Here is a 16,268-nt window from a genome sequence, read left to right on the forward strand (position 1 = left end):
GTCAAATCTCGGTCGGTTGTCCGACTGTAATGTAGGTCACCCGGATGGCGTGTGCAAGAGTTGGGGCGATATTCGTCCGCCGTGGAGCGAGGAGAACCCGTGGTTTACGTCAAAGCGTCCGAGCGCGAGGAGCAGATCGTCACGGCGGCTGTCACCGTGCTCAGCGCGATCGGGGTACCCGCCACCACGCTGCGCGCGGTCGCGGCCGAGGCGGGCGTCCCGCTCGGCACGCTGCACTACGTATTCCCCACCAAGGACAAACTGCTCCAGGCGGTCATCACCACCGTCATCGGCGACATCTCCGGGGCGCTACGGGCCCAGCTCGAGCTCGACAAAGGCGTCGAACACGCGCTGCGCCACGGCGTCACCAGCTTCTGGGAGCTCTTGGTCGCCGACCGGATCGGCTTGCAGATCATGCAGTACGAGCTCATGACGTACTCGCTGCGCACCGAGCCCGGCGGCAGCCTGGCCCAGCTGCAGTACGAGCGCTACAGCTCGGTTGTCACCGAGTTCTGCGAACAGGCGGCCCAGGCCGCGGGTGAGCGCTGCGCGGTCGGCTTCGACACGCTCGGCAGGCTGGCGCTGGCCCAGATCGATGGACTGATCCTGCAGTACGTGTCCAAGCCCGACGCCGACCGCGCACGGCGCGACCTGAACCAAGCCCTCGACATGCTGATGCTGTTCGCCGATCCGCAGCCGGTCGCCCGGAGCACGACCAGGCGTTGAGCCCGCTCGGCGCACCACGCCATGACCTCGGGGTTGTCACCCATTGCGTCGCACGTCACCTTCGTTCTATCGTGATTCGTACGGGTGTCCGACTTATTTCCGCACTCTCGCATCGGAGCGGGTGCTGCGCGGTCGGCCCTGACGCACATCTGGAGTGAGACGATGGCCCAGCAGACATCTCCCGGCCTGCCCGACGGCGGGGGTCTACCGCGCACAGCGACTGTCGTCGTTGTCGGCGCGGGCATGGCCGGACTGATCGCGGCCCGCGCGTTGCACCGCAGGGGCATCGACGTCCTCGTGCTCGAGTCCGCCGCACGGCCGGGCGGGCGGATGCTGGCCGAAACCACCGTGCTCGGTTCACGGGTCGACCTCGGCGGCCAATGGATCGGCCACGGGCACCACCGCTTCGAGGCGCTGGCCGCCGAACTCGGCACAACGGTCTTCGCGATGCGGACACCCGACCGGGCCACGGTCGTCGACGGCGACACGGTCGTCTCGAACTCGGGCGTGGACGCGGTGGCCACGTACGCGGTCCTGCTGGTGTGGGAGATCGCCGCGCGGGTCGGCGCACCGCGCGCATGGCGGACGAAGAGCCTGCGGTCATGGCTGGGACATGTACCGAACCGGCGGGCACGGCGGCTGCTGGAGGTCATCACCTCGGTGTCCACCACCGCCGACCTCGACCGGTACTCGGTGCACGCCTTTCTCGACATGATCCGCTTCCAAGGCGGATTCCGGACCATGCTGTCCACCGCGGGCGGCGCACAGGAGAGCCTGGTCGCCGACGGAGCCGGGACGCTGGCCGAACGACTCGCCGCCGACCTCGGCGACCGGGTGATCTTCGACAGCGCGGTCACCGCGATCCACCGCGACGACGACGGCGTCACGATCCATTCGGCCACCGGAAGCTACCGCGCCGCGAAGGTGATCGTGACCGTCCCGCCCCCGATGGCCGCGCGCATCGAGCACCACCCCGCACTGCCCGCTGCGCGAATCCGGCTGCAGGACAACACCTATATGGGTTCGGTGTACAAGGCGATCGCGGTCTACGATCGGCCGTTCTGGCGCGATCGCGGCCACGCCGAATTGCTGGCGCTCACCGAGCCGGGCCTGGCGAGCTTCGATACCTCACCGCCCGGCGGTCCCGGCCACCTGTGCATCCTCGTCGCGGGTCCCGAAGCCCGCGCCCTCGACGGGCTCGACAACGACGCCCGCCGCGCGGCGATCCTCGGCCCACTCGCCGCCCACCTCGGCCCGCGAGTCCTCGAGCCGCGCGGCTGGCACGAGAAGTCATGGCACCGTGACCAGCACGTCGGCGGCGGCTACACGGCCCTGCCGATCATCGGCACCGACGACGGCCACCTGCCTGCCGACACGACACCGCTGGGCCACCTCCACTGGGCAGGCACCGAAACCGCCCGCGAGCACGCCGGATACATCGAGGGCGCCATCGAGTCCGGCGAGCGCGCCGCCACCGAAGTCGCTGCCGCCCTGCCGGATTCGCCGGCTGATTGATCGCGAATCAGGACCGGGCTGCCACCGCACGCGTCCGGCGTTTCGCCGTCCTCGCCGAGGCAGCAGCGCCTCTAGAATGACCCCATGCCAGTCAGGATGAACAACGTCGGCATCGTCGTCGAAGACCTCACGGCTGCGATCGAGTTCTTCGGTGAACTCGGCCTCGAACTCGAGGGTCGAGCCATGGTGGACGGCGAATGGGCCGGACGGGTGACCGGGCTCGGCGACCAGCGCGTCGAGATCGCCATGATGCGCACACCGGACGGCCACAACCGGCTCGAGCTCTCGCGCTTCCTCGCCCCGGAGGTGCTCGCCGGTCCCCGGAACGCTCCGGTGAACACGCTGGGCTACCTCCGCGTCATGTTCACCGTGGACGACATCGACGAGACGCTAGCTCGCCTCGGCAAGCACGGCGCGCAGCTCGTCAGCAGCGAAGTGGTTCAGTACGAGGACGCCTATCGGCTCTGCTACATCCGCGGCCCCGAAGGCCTGCTCATCGGGCTCGCCGAAGAACTCGGATAAGCAGTGGTCCCGCCGGGTCGAACCTGGCGCTGCGCCGGTCAGGCGCGGTCGTGGAGAGTGATCCGGTAGCCGTCGGGGTCGGCGAAGGTGAATGTCCGGCCGAAGGGGCCGTCGATCGGCGCGGAGACGATGGTGTGACCGTCGGCGACCAGAGCATCGTGAATGGCCTGGACGTCTGTGGCGTGCAGCCAGATCGCGGCACCGATGCCTGGCTGAGCAGCGGATGCGAGATCGGTGCCTGCAACGATGTCGCGGAGCGCGAACGCGATCGGCTTCGTCTCGAAGACGACGGCGTGCGGAGGTCCGGTCTGCGAGCGGACGAGGCCGAGGTACCGCTCGTAGAACGCCTGCGAAGCGTCGAGGTCGCGCGCTTGGAGCGAGAGGAAGTCGGGGCCGGTGGCGGGCATGATGATGCTCCTCCTCTTCGTGTCAGGTTTCTGACATGCTTCAATCTATGTCAGAATGCTGACATGAGTCAAGACGGTATCGGCGTCGACCTGGAGACGTCACTGGGCTACCTGCTGAAAGAGGCGTCGAGCGCCCTGCGCGCCGCGATGGAGGAGGTGCTGCGACCGCTCGGGATGAGCGTGACGCACTACTCCTGCCTCGAGCTGCTGGCTCAACGACCGGGCTTGTCGAACTCCGAGCTCGCACGGGGCGCGTTCGTGACCAGGCAGACGATGAACGTGCTGCTCCAGGCCCTGGAAAGAGACGGCTACGTGAGCAGACCCGCGGAGGCACCCGTCGGGAAGGCACTTCCCACGCGGCTCACCCCTCGTGGCCGACGCAGCCTCGAGAAGGCGAGCGCAGCGGTCCGATCCGTCGAGGTCAGAATGCTGGCGGGCATGACCGAGACCGAGCAGTCGGACGCGTTCCGGAGCCTGCGGAGCATGATCCATTCCCTGCGCGAAGGCAACGACGGTACATAGTTCGTTCGCCGGCGCACTACCGGGGACAGCAAGTCACAGGGGTTTCTCACATCGCGAGCAGGCCACCAACAGCACCGCCACGACAATCGCGGCAACACCGGTCGTCTGGATCAGGATCCATGGAGCTGGGCCGGGCAGGACAGCCGGCCGAGCTCGCGCCGGCGACAGGGCAGTGTCACGTGCCTGATCGTTCGCGGTGGTGGACGGTGGTCGATGCGGGCAGGGCCGCGGACGCCAGCAGGGCAAGCTTGTCGGCATGCACGGTGCCGGGGTCGGGGTGGAAAACGACGAGTTTGAGGTCGTCGGCCTCACCGATGCTGAGCCTCTCCCGGTTGAGCGTCATCTCACCGACCTGAGGGTGGTCGAATCGCATGGGCGATCCATACTGTCCCTTCACATCGTGCCGGGCCCACAGCTCGCGGAACCGAGGGCTCGCGAGTGAGAGCTCGCCGGCGAGCTCGATGAAGCGCGGGTCGTCGATGTCGGTGCCTACGGACTGGCGCAGGTTGGCGATGAGGCACTGCGTGGCGTTCTTCCAGTCGGGGTACAGGGCCTGCTCGGCTGGGTCGAGGAACATGTCCCTGAGCTGATTGCCGCCGACGGTGAAGCGGGGCGAGAGCGCTGCAGCCAACGAGTTGGAGGCCAGGATGTCGAAGTAGCGCCCCTCGATGTAGGCAGGCTGCGCCAGGGATGCCAGGAGCTGCACCATGCCGGGCGGCATGGTCTCCTTGCGCGGACGTCGTCGGCTCTGGCGGGGCTTGTCGGCCACCAGCGTCATGAGGTACGCGATGTGGTCGTCGTCGAGATGCAGCACTCGCGCGATCGACTCGAGAACCTGTGTCGACGGGTTGCGGTCGCGGCCACGCTCGAGACGTAGGTAGTAGTCGGCGCTGATGCCGGCCAGCATGGCGACCTCTTCCCGTCGCAGGCCAGGCACCCGCCGCACACCGAGTTCGGGAATGCCGGCCTGCTGCGGCGTCACGAGTCCGCGGCGTGCACGGAGGTACTCGCCCAAGGTGTTCGGCCGGTTCGTCATGCCACCAGCGTAGAGCTCGAGCGCCGGCACAAAGGGGCCCTGTCACACCCTGGGACCGAAGGGGCGCTGCCTGGCGGGAGCGGTCGCACATAGCGTCCTTGATGCCCACCCGGGCAACGGATATCGGAAGGGAAGCACTATGACCGTCACGCTGATCACCGGAGCCAACAAGGGCATCGGCTACGAGACCGCCAGACAACTGATTCACCTCGGTCACACCGTCTACATCGGGGCCCGCGACGTCGAGCGCGGCGAGAAAGCCGCGGCCGAGTTGGGTGCGCGGTTCGTACAGCTCGACGTGACCGACGACGCGTCGGTGACCGCGGCGTTGGCGACCATCGACTCGGTCGAGGGTCGTCTGGACGTGCTGATTCACAATGCGGGTATCTCCGGCGGCGGGATCGTCGACGGCCCAACGGCTCTGCGTGTGTTCGACACCAACGCTGTCGGCGTCGTCCGGGTCACGGAGGCGGCACTCCCGCTGCTCCGCGCATCGCAGCATCCTGTCGTCCTCACGATCTCCAGCAGCGCCGGATCGTTCTGGGCGGTGAACAATCCCGACAGGCCGGAGTTCGGGCTGCCTGCGACGCTCTACGCGGCGTCCAAGTCAGCCGCGACCATGCTCATGGTGCAGTACGCCAAGGCCGAGCCGGGCATCAAGTTCAATGCGTTGGAGCCCGGCTTCACCGACACCGACATGACGGCGGCCCTGGGCATGGGAGGTGGGCGACCTGTCGAGGAAAGCGCCAGAACCGTTGTGCGGCTGGCGACGATCGGCGCGGACGGACCCACCGGGACACTCCAGGACGAGGCCGGCGAACTTCGCTGGTAGGCGTCGCCCATCCGATGTCCAGGGGATTCCGGCGTGTGGTTCCGCGGCCGCATCGTCGCCTACGCCACGTTCCGCTCAGGCAGGCGGCTGCGACCCCTCGTCATCCCGACCGCGCCGACTTCCGGTGTAGGCGCTCTCGCGGATCCGGTTGACCACGTTCGGGACCAGCGCCACCCCGGCGGGATGGTTGAGGACCGGATCGAAGAAATCGGTGCGGTGCTCACCCGGTGCGGCTCGCCGCAGGTCCAGCTCACCGATGATCTCGGCCGGACTGCCGAGCCCGTCAGCGGTCAGGGTGTAGCGAATCACCCGATCGTCGAGGTAGTCACCGACGGCTTGCAAGGACGCCGTGTTCGGCAGCGCCTCGGCGTCGAGCGGCTCGGCGAACAGCCACGCCGGTGACGCGTCGGCGAACCGGTACGGCAGCAGCGAGCCGAAACAGGCGGTGGACCAGCCGAGTGCAGGGGTGAAGACGAATCGGCCGAGGGTGCCGCGACCGGTGGTCGCCAAAGCGAAGTCCCACGGGTGATCGTCGCGGTCGAGCACCCGAAAGGCCAACCCGAGGACATCGGGCACCCCGACCGGACTACCCAGTGCCTTCGACAGTCGCGCGATAACCGCCCGATCACCCGCACCGAACCACGGCTCGTACTTCTGCGCGGGCCGGAACCGCCCGGCGAGGCGGATTCCCCGTGGATGAAACACCCGCGCGTGGCGCACGCGCGCCGCGGTCTGAAAGGCCGCGGAGACGACGGCGTTCGGCAGGTCGGTAAGCCTGCGTATATCGATCAGCGGTGCTGCCCTGCGATCATCGCCGTCGCCCATCGCCGGCGCGCCCGGACGAGACTGCGAGGCAGCGGGGTCGGGGAACGCGCGTTTGCCGTAGTCGGATCGGACGTCGATCTCGGCGTCGTCGTCGGAAAGCGGCTCCGGCTCCCGCCAGGCCTCGCCACCGCCCGCGCCCCTGAGGGCCCGGTCCAGCTCGTCGGCCAGCTCCTCGTCGTGGGCGGGTCCATGTTTGGTATTGCCTCGTTCGATATCCAATTCGACCTCCTCCTACGGCTGTCAGCGATGCCACCCGAGCACGGCGACACCACCTCGCGCATACCCGGCGCCGCGCTCCCGAATCGGACCACTGACAACCGGGCACACCCTGTGGTTGACCTTCCCCAGGTCGGGCGGTGCAATCTACGGAAAGACCGGCTGGAAGCCGCCGATCTTCTGCTCGAGTAGTTCGGCCAGCCGCAGTACGGTGCGGTCCTCGAGCATCGGTCCGATGAGCTGCACTCCCACCGGCAGGCCTTCGGGAGACCGGCCGGCGGGGATGGCGGTGGCGGGCAGGCCGGGCATGGTCGCCAGACCGGCCCAGACGAGCTGATCGAAGTACGGGTACGTGACGCCGTCGATGTCGATCCGGCGTTCCAGCAGGTCGGGGTTGTGGTCGTGGGGGAACGCGGGAGTCGGCGTGATCGGACACACGACGGCATCGACCTCGGCGAAGAGCTGACGCCAGCCGTGGCGGTGGAGCTCGCGACGGGTATTCGCCTCGATCCAGTCGCGGTGGCTGATCACCATGCCGCGCAGCCGCGCGGCGTCGAGACTCTGGTCGTCTGCGTTCAGTGCGGCGGCACCGGTCTGCAGCTGCTCGTAGGCTTCGACGGGAAAACGTGCAACGGTGCTCGAGAACAGCAACCGCGTGTAGAGCGTCGCGGCTTCGGCCAGATCGGGCAGCAGCGGACTGTGCCGTTCGACGCGGGCGCCCCCGTCGACGAGCGCGTCGGCCACCCGGTTCACTCCCGTCCGCACAGCGGACCCGGTGGGGATGAGCGGATGCTCGTCGAGGACCAGGACCCGGAAGCCGGCGAGCCGCTCGTGGCGCGCAGGCGGCAGCGTCATGTCGTATGCCATGCCGTGCGTCAGCGGGTCCGGTCCGGCCATGACGTCGAGCAGGAGGGTGAGGTCGCGCGCGGTGCGCGCCATCGGACCGACGACGGCGAGGTCGAGGTCGGTCGGCAGTGCCGGTGCAGGCGGCGCGACCATACCGCGAGTCGCCGCCAGCCCGAGTGTCGGCTTGTGTGCGTAGATGCCGCAGAAGTGCGCGGGGGTGCGCAGCGATCCGGCGAGGTCGGAGCCGAGGGACAGCGCGCCGAATCCGCACGCCAGGGCCGCCGCGGATCCGCCGGAGGATCCGCCCGGCGTGCGATCGTGATCCCACGGGTTGTTGGTGGTGCCGTAGATCTCGTTGAAGCTCTGGATATCCTGCAGCCCCAACGGCACATTGGTCTTGCCGAGCACCACCGCGCCGGCGGCCTTCAGCCGCGATACCCGTACCGCGTCCTCGGCCGGTACGTAGTTCCGCTGCGGTGGCATGCCCCAGGTCGTGGGTAGCCCGGCGATGTTGTAGGACTCCTTGACCGTCACCGGAATGCCGAGCAGCGGCCGGTCCTCGCCGCGGGCGCGCGCCTGGTCGGCACGATGTGCGGCTGCCCGCGCACGGTCGAAGTCCGGCACACAGATCGCGTTGATCACCTTGTCGTCCCGCTCGATGCGGGCGATCGCCTCGTCGGTGAGTTCCATTGAGGTCACCTCACCGGCACGCAGGGCAGCTGAAAGCTCTTCGGCCGATAGAAAATTCCACTCCATGAATCCGACGCTATTGGCCTGCCGCAGAGGACATAAAACGCCGCTCCGCACAACGGGAAAGTCGAACGGGCCACCTCCCCGGTCTGGGTATAGGCCGGGACTGTCGCGGTGCTACCCGTCGAGTGATACCGCGGAAGGACCGACAAGCGACCGAAACGCCGACCCTCTGGATTCACCCGATTCGGGTGAGGCGCGCGGACTGGAGGCGGTGCACGATTCGCCTATGGGATCAACTCCAGTTCTGGGCCCGGTGCTGTCGATCGACGCAGCGGGCGCAATGGCGACGACGATCTCGACGAGATGAGATCGAAGTGAGCACGACCCGCTGTCCGACATTCACAGACCAGGAGATTCCAGTGAAACTCGCGAGCAGTGTCTATGGGATAGCGTCGATCGCGGCGGTTGTGCTGATGACCGCGGCGTGTAACTCCGACGACACCACATCCACGCCGACGACCACTCCGACCGCCCAGGTCGACACCCTGCAGAGCAGCATCGTCGCAACGGCCTCCGCGGCGGTGAGTTCCGTGCGCGAAAACGTGCAGCAATCGGTTCAGGATGCGATCAACAAGATCTTGGTTGCCGCCCCCATCTCCTTCGACCCGGGCAGTTCCGACCTCGGCACGATCGACACCGTCACCCTCACCGCGGTTGCGGCCGCCTTGCAGGGAAACGACACCAAGATAGAGATCACGACCTACGCCAAGGATTCGAACGCCGCCACCGCCAAATCTCTGGCCGAGGCCCGCGGTGACAACATCGCGGCCGAGCTCGAAGCCGACGGCATCGACAAGTCGCGCATCACGGTGAAGTCCGATGCGAATCCCTCAGACACGCAGATCGATCCCGATCAGGCCAAGATCACGGTCGTCGACGGATAGAACAGGACGTCACCAACGGCCGGCGCCAACCCGGATCGCACGCCAAGCCCGACTCCCGCAGCAAGGATCCGGCGCAGGGACGCCCCGCACCGGTAGCCTGACGCCGGTTCCACCATCGGCGCCGATCGGCAGGATCTCATTCCGGCGGATCCGGGTGCGTGGGCTCGGTCACGGCTTCGCAATCTTGCGTTCTGATTCGCCTACGCCCGTAGTGCCGGAGACGTACGGTAATCACCGACACGGTCGTCGAACCCGGCGGCGGTGGTGATCGGTGTCGGAGTCGAAAGCCGGTGAGTCCTAGTGGTATCCGAGTTGGAGTTCGAGGAACTGTCGCGTCGAGCCGAGATCGACGGTACCGCACCACGGGTCGGTGCGATCATCGATCGCGGTGGACAGGTGCTGCTACTCGCGCGCCACGATACCGGCCCGATCAAGGCCACTCTGAAGCTTCCCGGCACCACTGTGCTGCCGCGGGAGTCCCTCTCCGTCGCGGTCGTCCGGGGCGTGTACGAGGAAACGGGCCTGGTTGTCACCGGGATTCGGCACCACGTCGGGGATTTCGACTACCTGTCCCCCGACGCGCGCCCGGTTCGCCGCCTGCATTTCGCGGTGGATGTCGCGGCGACCGATCCGATCCGCCTCACGGTCCACGCGCGGTATGTCTGGGCGCCGCTCGACGGTGAACTGCCGGTGACGTCCTCCATCCGCCGCATTCTCGATACCTACCGCACTCTCGTCCACCCCTGACATCCCGGATCGGACTACGGTCGAGCGGTTCGGACGGTGTCGGTCAACCGGCGATTGGTCACCCGCAGTTGTCGTGCGGTACTGGCGGCCAGCGCCCGCGTCTGAGCGGAATCGAGGCGGCCACACACCCGCCCCCAATGCACGGCGACCTGGTCACCGACAGCCACTTCGGTAGCGAGGTGCTGGTCGTCGACCTCGGCGCGCTGGAGCGCTGGAGCGGACAACCGCAGCCGCGGACCGTCCAGGATCAGCCGCTGACAGCGGACAGCAGCGGCGCCGTCTTCGCGGGCCATCACGGTGCCCCAGGTGATGCGGCAGCTGTCCAGGATGCGGATCGGGTGCTCGTCGGCGCCGCGGCCGAGCAGCCGGGTCCAGGGATACACGCCGAAAACGTGGAATCCGTGGTTGGCGGCGGCTTCCCCGGCGAGGTCGGCGTTCAGGTAGGACCAGTAGTGCCCGGCCATCGGCGCGATGATCGCGAGCAGTTCGGCGGTGAACGCGTCGGCGTCGAGGTCGGCGCCGATCCCGCCACCGAGCCAATAGGACTCGACGAGGCGGCGGTCGAGCGGATCGGTGATGCCGGTCAGTGTCGCCATTGCCCGCAGGTAGGGCCAGGCTCCGGAGAACTGCCGGGCCAGGGCGCGGATTTCTTCGGCGGAGCCGTTGTGTAGCGCCCGCGCGTCGGAGGGACCGCAGTAGCCGAGCCGGTTGGGCGCGTAGGCGTAGCGGGCGAACATGTCGGTCCCGTCGATGATCGCGCCTCCTGTCAGCAGATCCGTGGCAGTTGTTCTCCGGCGGGCAGATCCACCACCCGGGTGCCGCCGAGGGCGGTGCGGGCGACCACCATGCCCGGATGGTCCTCGACGCAGACACCGATGGCTTCGGCGCGGGCGCCCAGCGGGTGCGCCCGCATGGCCTCGAGCACTCGGTCGGCGTCCTCGGGGGCGATGAAGGCGATCAGCTTGCCCTCGTTGGCGACATACATCGGATCGAGGCCGAGCAGGCCGCACGCATCACGGACCGCGTCGGGGACGGGCAGTTTCCGTTCATCCAGTGCCACACCGATTTTCGCGACACCCGCGATCTCGTTGAGTGTCGCCGCGACCCCGCCGCGCGTCGGGTCGCGCAGCACGTGCACGTCGGCGCCGGTGGCCAGCATCGCGGCGACCAGTCCGTTGAGCGGCGCGGTGTCGCTGCAGACGGTGGTGCCGAATTCGAGGCCCTCACGGCAGCTCATCACCGCGACGCCGTGCACCCCGATGTCACCGCTGACGAGCACGACGTCGCCGGGACGGGCCCGCTGCGGGCGGATGTCGATGCCGTCGTCGACGATGCCGATGCCCGCGGTGTTGATGAAGATGCCGTCGCCGTGGCCGGAGTCGACCACCTTGGTGTCGCCGGTGACCAGCTTGACGCCCGCCGCGAGGGCGGCGGTGCCGACGGCCTCGGCGACCCGGGCGATCTCGGCGAGCGCGGTGCCTTCTTCGAGGATGAACGCCGTGGACAGCACCATCGGCCGCGCGCCCGCCATGGCCAGGTCGTTGACGGTGCCGTTGACGGCCAGGTCCCCGATCGACCCGCCGGGGAACGCCAGGGGTTTCACGACGAAGGAGTCGGTCGAGAACGCCAACCGCGCCCCGCCGAGGGTGAGCACCGCCGAATCACCCATGCCCGCCTCGGCAGCGGAGCCGAACGCGGGCAGGAACAGGTGCTCGATCAGCTCACCCGACATCGCTCCCCCGCCACCGTGACCCATCACGATGGTCGGTGAGTCGCGCAGCGGCATGGGGCACACCCAGCTGTCCATGTCGAGCCTGACCGCCGCGTTGTCCTCACGCATGAGCCACCTCCGCGGGCAGGTCGAGGCGCCGGTACAGGTAGTAGGCCGCGCAGGCGCCTTCGGAGGAGACCATGGTGGCTCCCAACGGGTTTCGCGGTGTGCATTGCTTGCCGAAGGCGGCGCATTCGTGCGGCTTGATCAGCCCCTGCAGCACCTCGCCGGAGCGGCAGATCGAGGACTCCGCGGTGTGCAGGTCGGTGACCGCGAACCGGTGCTCGGCGTCGTAGGCGAGGTAGCGTTCCGAGAGACGCCAGCCGCTGTTCGGGATCACACCGATCCCGCGCCAGGCGCGGTCGGTGACCTCGAAGACGTCGGTGAGCATCGTCTTCGCGGCCGGGTTGCCTTCGGCGCGGACCGCGCGGGGATAAGCGTTCTCGAGTTCGTGCCTGCCGTTCTCGAGCTGGGTCACGGTGCGCCGGATACCTTCCAGGATGTCGAGGGGCTCGAAGCCGGTGACCACCATCGGTACCCCGTACTTGTCGGCCAGCGGCGGATACTCCTCGGTGCCCATCACGCTGCAGACGTGCCCGGCGGCCAGGAAGCCCTGGACCCGGCAGCTCGGCGACTCCATGATCGCGGCGATGGCGGGTGGGACGAGCACGTGGGAGACAAGCAGCGAGAAGTTCTCGATGCCCAGCCGTTTGGCCTGATAGACGGTCATCGCGTTGGCCGGTGCGGTGGTCTCGAAGCCGATACCGAAGAACACCACCTGCCGGTCGGGGTTCTGCCGGGCGATGGTCAGCGCGTCCAGGGGCGAATACACCACCCGCACGTCACCGCCTTCGCTCTTGACCCGGAACAGATCGCGTTCGCTGCCAGGGACCCGGAGCATGTCGCCGAAGGAACAGAAGATCACCCCGGGCTGCGCGGCGATCTCGAGCGCCTTGTCGATCACCTCGAGCGGGGTGACGCACACAGGGCAGCCGGGGCCGTGGATCATCTCGATCTCGTTCGGCAGCAGCTGGTCGATGCCGTGGCGGATGATCGAATGGGTCTGTCCGCCACAGACTTCCATGATGGCCCACCGCTGGGAGGTGGCCGCGCGGATCTGGTCGAGCAAGTTCTTCGCCAGGTCGGGGTTGCTGAATTCGTCGAGATACTTCATGACGTCACCTCCGTGTCGTCGCCGGCGCCGGAGTCGGTCGCTGCCGGTTCTGCCGTGGGATCGGGGAGCCCGGATTGTTTGGCGGCGAGGGCGAACCCGTCGCCGAACTCCTCGTTGAGCACACCGAGGTGCTCGAATTCGGCCAGTGTGCGCAACGCCGATTCCTCGTCGAGGCGCTGAATGGCGAAGCCGACGTGGACCACCACGTAGTCGCCGATCGCCGCGTCCGGAATGTATTCCAGGCACACGTCTTTGTGCACGCCGCCGAAGTCGACGACCGACATCATGGTGCCGTCGCGTTCGTGCAGGCTGAGCACCTTTCCCGGAACTGCCAGGCACATCGCTGCTCTCCTTTCGCTCAACCCGCACCGGCGGCGAGTAGTTGCCCGAACGCGAGACCACCGTCGTTGGGCGGCAGTCGGCGATGGGTGATGACAGGGAACCCGTTGTCGCGCAACACAGTGCGTGCTGCCGAGAGCAGCAGCGCGTTCTGGAACACCCCACCCGAGAGCGCGACGGTCGTCGGGGGCGATGCGAAATCCAGGGCGAGGTCGAGGACAAGCGCGGCCACCGCGTAATGGAAGCGAGCGGCGATCACGGCGGCCGGGACACCCTGGGCGGCGTCGGTGACCACGGCGGCCACAACCGGGGCCGGGTCGATCACGGCCGGGTCGGCGGCATGGTCGAGGCCGAACCGGTAGGCGCGGGAGCCGGGGTCGGCCGCCCGCGCGACGGCCTCCAGTTCGATCGCGGCCTGGGCCTCGTAGTCGACGGTGTGGCGGATTCCGGCCAGCGAGGACACGGCGTCGAAGAGCCGTCCCATGCTCGAGGTCGGGGTACATCCGAAGCCGGAACCGAATTGGTGTGCCAGCACCGCGCGTTCGTCGGCGGGGCAGGCGGCGACCGAGGCGATCGTGTCCGACCAGTCCAGTCCCGCGGACCACAGATGCGCCAGCGCCATCCGGTAGGGCCGGTGCACGCTGACGTCCCCGCCCGCCAGCGGCACGTATTTCAGGTGCGCGAGCCGCCGGTAGCCCTTGTAGCCGGCGGCCAGGACCTCACCGCCCCAGATGGCGCCGTCGGGTCCGAATCCGGTGCCGTCGAACGCGATCCCGGTGACCGTGTCCGAGGCGCCGAGTCCGTGTTCGCCCATGACCGCGGCGATGTGCGCGTGGTGATGCTGGACGGTGTGTACCGGACGGCCTTCGGCGTGGGTGCGCGCCCAGGTGGTGGATCGGTAGCGCGGGTGCGCGTCGGCGACGAGCTGGGTGGGTTGGACCCCGGTCAGTTCCGCGAGGTGCTCGGCGGCGAAGCCGAAGGCGCGCAGAGTGGCCAGGTCGTCCATGTCGCCGATGTGCTGGCTGAGCCACGCGTAGCGGCCGTCGCCGACCGCGCAGGTGTTCTTCAGGTCCGCGCCGACAGCAAGCGTCGGCGGTACCGGGACGGGCAGGGTCAGCGGGAGTGGCGCGTAGCCGCGCGAGCGGCGCAGGGGCAGCTCGATGCCGTCGACGACACGCACCACCGAGTCGTCGCACGGGGTGAGGATGCGGCGGTCGTGGGAGAGCCAGCCGTCGGCGAGTTCGGCGAGACGGGTGCGGGCATCGGCGTCGTCGAAGCAGATCGGTTCGCCGCCGAGATTGCCCGAAGTCATCACCAGTACTCGCGGGCCGGGCGGGTCGCCGGGGAGCCCGAACAGCAGCAGGTGCAGTGGCGTGTAGGCGAGCAGCACACCGAGGTCGGGGTTGCGTGGCGCGATCGAGGGAGCAAGCGGGTCGGCGCCACGAGGCAGCAGGACGATCGGCCGTTGAGGGCCGCCGAGCAAGGCGGCGGCGCTGTCGTCGACCTCGGCGATCGCGCGCGCGCCGGCCAGGTCGGCGACCATGACGGCGAACGGTTTGTCGCCGCGCCGCTTCCGGCGGCGCAGGGTGGCCACGGCGTCCTCGTTGGTGGCGTCGCAGGCGAGGTGGTAGCCGCCGATGCCCTTCACGGCGAGAATTCCGCCCTCGCGTAAGAGGTTTCGTGCCGACTCCACCGGGTCACCCGGCCCGGTGTAGGTCAGGCGGGGGCCGCAGTCGGGGCAGGCGATGGGCTGGGCGTGGAAGCGTCGGTCGGCCGGGTCGGCGTACTCGACGGCGCAGCGCCGGCACATCGGGAAGTCGGCCATCGACGTGCTGGGCCGGTCGTAGGGCAGTTCGGCGATGATGGTGAACCGGGGACCGCAGTTGGTGCAGTTGATGAAGGGGTGGCGGTAGCGGCGATCGGTGGGATCGGTGAGTTCGGCGGCGCAGTCGGCGCAGATCGCGACGTCGGGTGAAGCCAGAGTCCGGCCGCCGCCGTCGCGGGTGGTGTCGGCGATGCGGAATCCGGTGCCGCCGAGGAGCGCAATGGTGCGCTGGTCGACCGATTCGACGACGGCCAGGGGTGGTGGGTGCTCGCGCAGTCGTCGCGCGAACTCGTCCAGATCGGCTCGGGTGCCTTCGATCTCGATGATCACTCCGGAGCTGTCGTTGGCCACCGACCCGGACAGGGACAGTTCGGCGGCGGTGGTGTAGACGAAGGGGCGGAAGCCGACGCCCTGCACCACCCCGCGGACCACGAGGCGACGGCGTCGACGGTCGGCGGTCATGGCTGTTCGCCTCGTCCGAGCAGGTTCAACCCGGCCAGGGCGGTGGCGGCACCGGCCTCGTCGGTCTTCTCGACCGCCAGACCCATGTGGATGATCACCCAGTCGCCGGGGTGCACCGGATCCTCGTCCAGCAGGCCGATGTTCACCTTGCGGTCCTCGCCGGAGACCGTGACCAGGGCGAGCTGCCCGTGGTAGCCGTCGAGGATCTCCACGACCTGTCCGGGAATGCCGAGGCACATGGTTCATCCCTCCGATCGGTTCGACGGGGTGAGTGGCTCGCGTGGCTCGGTGACCAGTCGCGTGAGCACCTCGGCGACCGCGGCCACCGCCGGGTCGACCGCGGCGAGAACTGGTTCGGACAGTCCGATGCCCTCCTCGACCGAGCGGACCTGGCAACCGACGACGACGGTCGGCGGCAGGCTCCCGCCGAGAGCACGCACACTCGCGAACACCGCATCGGGATTCATGGCGTGCGCGTCGAGTTGCGCGGCACCGGTGGCGTCGGGTTCGGCGTGGAAGACCGACAGCGCGCCGGGGGTACCGCGGTCGGGAATCGCGTCGACGAGCACCAGCGCGTCCCAGGGGTCGAGCAGGTCGTAGGCCAAGTGCATGCCGCGGATGCCGTAGTCGACCACGCGCACGGTCGCACCGTGCGGCGGGAGCCGTCGCACCACTTCGGGCCCGAAACCGTCGTCGCCGAGGAAGATGTTGCCGATCCCGGCGACGAGCACCCGTGCCGTCATCTCACATCCGGCGAATCTTCATGTAGCGCTGTAGGTCCGGTATCGAGCGGACGCCGAGGATCGCGGCGGCAGCGGCGACCACTGCCGCGAATCCGACGGCGATCATTCCTATGGTGGCCATGA

Annotated in this window: 19 protein-coding genes; 7 read left to right on the plus strand and 12 right to left on the minus strand. The window is 68.5% G+C overall.

Annotated features, from left to right (window positions below):
• The first annotated feature begins 99 nt into the window (after positions 1-99).
• The 3 genes from ACWF9G_RS06475 to ACWF9G_RS06485 all read left to right on the plus strand — a co-directional run bounded on the left by ACWF9G_RS06475 (position 100) and on the right by ACWF9G_RS06485 (position 2,763).
• Positions 100-726, plus strand: a complete 627-nt coding sequence (locus ACWF9G_RS06475) for a TetR/AcrR family transcriptional regulator (protein WP_379303015.1) — start codon at positions 100-102, stop codon at positions 724-726.
• 162 nt (positions 727-888) lie between these two features.
• Positions 889-2,241, plus strand: a complete 1,353-nt coding sequence (locus tag ACWF9G_RS06480) for a flavin monoamine oxidase family protein (RefSeq protein WP_452514117.1) — start codon at positions 889-891, stop codon at positions 2,239-2,241.
• 84 nt (positions 2,242-2,325) lie between these two features.
• Positions 2,326-2,763, plus strand: coding sequence for a VOC family protein (locus ACWF9G_RS06485; protein WP_452514118.1), 438 nt, complete (start codon positions 2,326-2,328; stop codon positions 2,761-2,763).
• 38 nt (positions 2,764-2,801) lie between these two features.
• On the opposite strand, the gene ACWF9G_RS06490 is transcribed toward ACWF9G_RS06485, so the two are convergent.
• Positions 2,802-3,170 carry a VOC family protein gene (locus ACWF9G_RS06490; protein ID WP_452514119.1) on the minus strand — a complete coding sequence of 123 codons (369 nt, stop codon included), beginning with the start codon at positions 3,168-3,170 and terminating at the stop codon, positions 2,802-2,804.
• A gap of 63 nt (positions 3,171-3,233) precedes the next feature.
• On the opposite strand from ACWF9G_RS06490, the gene ACWF9G_RS06495 reads away from it, so the two are divergent.
• Positions 3,234-3,692: a MarR family winged helix-turn-helix transcriptional regulator gene (locus ACWF9G_RS06495; protein ID WP_379303022.1), complete on the plus strand. Its 459-nt coding sequence runs from the start codon at positions 3,234-3,236 to the stop codon at positions 3,690-3,692.
• A 175-nt stretch (positions 3,693-3,867) separates the two neighbouring features.
• On the opposite strand, the gene ACWF9G_RS06500 is transcribed toward ACWF9G_RS06495, so the two are convergent.
• Complete coding sequence (locus ACWF9G_RS06500; RefSeq protein WP_452514121.1) at positions 3,868-4,728, minus strand: helix-turn-helix domain-containing protein; 861 nt, start codon at positions 4,726-4,728, stop codon at positions 3,868-3,870.
• A gap of 139 nt (positions 4,729-4,867) precedes the next feature.
• Here ACWF9G_RS06500 and ACWF9G_RS06505 point away from each other — a divergent pair, with 139 nt between their 5' ends.
• Complete coding sequence (locus ACWF9G_RS06505) at positions 4,868-5,560, plus strand: SDR family NAD(P)-dependent oxidoreductase (RefSeq protein WP_452514123.1); 693 nt, start codon at positions 4,868-4,870, stop codon at positions 5,558-5,560.
• A 75-nt stretch (positions 5,561-5,635) separates the two neighbouring features.
• Here the strand turns inward: ACWF9G_RS06505 and ACWF9G_RS06510 are convergent, their stop codons facing one another.
• Together ACWF9G_RS06510 and ACWF9G_RS06515 are read right to left on the minus strand one after the other, a co-directional pair.
• Positions 5,636-6,604, minus strand: a complete 969-nt coding sequence (locus ACWF9G_RS06510; protein WP_452514125.1) for a hypothetical protein — start codon at positions 6,602-6,604, stop codon at positions 5,636-5,638.
• Between the two features lie 144 nt (positions 6,605-6,748).
• Positions 6,749-8,203 carry an amidase gene (locus tag ACWF9G_RS06515; RefSeq protein ID WP_452514126.1) on the minus strand — a complete coding sequence of 485 codons (1,455 nt, stop codon included), beginning with the start codon at positions 8,201-8,203 and terminating at the stop codon, positions 6,749-6,751.
• A gap of 356 nt (positions 8,204-8,559) precedes the next feature.
• Here ACWF9G_RS06515 and ACWF9G_RS06520 point away from each other — a divergent pair, with 356 nt between their 5' ends.
• Complete coding sequence (locus ACWF9G_RS06520) at positions 8,560-9,084, plus strand: OmpA family protein (RefSeq protein WP_379303032.1); 525 nt, start codon at positions 8,560-8,562, stop codon at positions 9,082-9,084.
• 300 nt (positions 9,085-9,384) lie between these two features.
• A complete protein-coding gene (locus ACWF9G_RS06525; protein WP_379303034.1) occupies positions 9,385-9,831 on the plus strand; it encodes an NUDIX hydrolase in 447 nt (148 codons plus the stop codon).
• 14 nt (positions 9,832-9,845) lie between these two features.
• Here the strand turns inward: ACWF9G_RS06525 and ACWF9G_RS06530 are convergent, their stop codons facing one another.
• The 8 genes from ACWF9G_RS06530 to ACWF9G_RS06565 are packed head-to-tail and all read right to left on the minus strand — an operon-like array spanning position 9,846 to position 16,266.
• Complete coding sequence (locus tag ACWF9G_RS06530) at positions 9,846-10,568, minus strand: DUF6390 family protein (RefSeq protein WP_452514129.1); 723 nt, start codon at positions 10,566-10,568, stop codon at positions 9,846-9,848.
• Between the two features lie 29 nt (positions 10,569-10,597).
• Positions 10,598-11,671, minus strand: coding sequence for a hydrogenase expression/formation protein HypE (gene hypE, locus ACWF9G_RS06535; protein ID WP_452514131.1), 1,074 nt, complete (start codon positions 11,669-11,671; stop codon positions 10,598-10,600).
• Positions 11,664-12,776 carry a hydrogenase formation protein HypD gene (gene hypD, locus ACWF9G_RS06540; RefSeq protein WP_379303040.1) on the minus strand — a complete coding sequence of 371 codons (1,113 nt, stop codon included), beginning with the start codon at positions 12,774-12,776 and terminating at the stop codon, positions 11,664-11,666. Before hypD ends, hypE begins: the two co-directional genes overlap by 8 nt.
• Positions 12,773-13,117 carry a HypC/HybG/HupF family hydrogenase formation chaperone gene (locus ACWF9G_RS06545; RefSeq protein ID WP_063002942.1) on the minus strand — a complete coding sequence of 115 codons (345 nt, stop codon included), beginning with the start codon at positions 13,115-13,117 and terminating at the stop codon, positions 12,773-12,775. The genes hypD and ACWF9G_RS06545 overlap by 4 nt, the downstream gene beginning before the upstream one ends.
• A 17-nt stretch (positions 13,118-13,134) precedes the next feature.
• Positions 13,135-15,402 (minus strand): carbamoyltransferase HypF, encoded by a 2,268-nt coding sequence (gene hypF, locus ACWF9G_RS06550; RefSeq protein ID WP_452514133.1) that lies wholly within the window; start codon positions 15,400-15,402, stop codon positions 13,135-13,137.
• Entirely contained in the window at positions 15,399-15,641 is a 243-nt protein-coding gene (locus ACWF9G_RS06555; RefSeq protein ID WP_355272704.1) for a HypC/HybG/HupF family hydrogenase formation chaperone, read from the minus strand. The genes hypF and ACWF9G_RS06555 overlap by 4 nt, the downstream gene beginning before the upstream one ends.
• Positions 15,642-15,644: 3 nt before the next feature.
• Positions 15,645-16,145 carry a hydrogenase maturation protease gene (locus ACWF9G_RS06560; RefSeq protein WP_379303046.1) on the minus strand — a complete coding sequence of 167 codons (501 nt, stop codon included), beginning with the start codon at positions 16,143-16,145 and terminating at the stop codon, positions 15,645-15,647.
• A 1-nt stretch (position 16,146) separates the two neighbouring features.
• A complete protein-coding gene (locus ACWF9G_RS06565; protein WP_379303048.1) occupies positions 16,147-16,266 on the minus strand; it encodes a DUF6893 family small protein in 120 nt (39 codons plus the stop codon).
• Positions 16,267-16,268: the final 2 nt, after the last annotated feature.

It is taken from the genome of Nocardia sp. NPDC055029, from assembly GCF_053608525.1.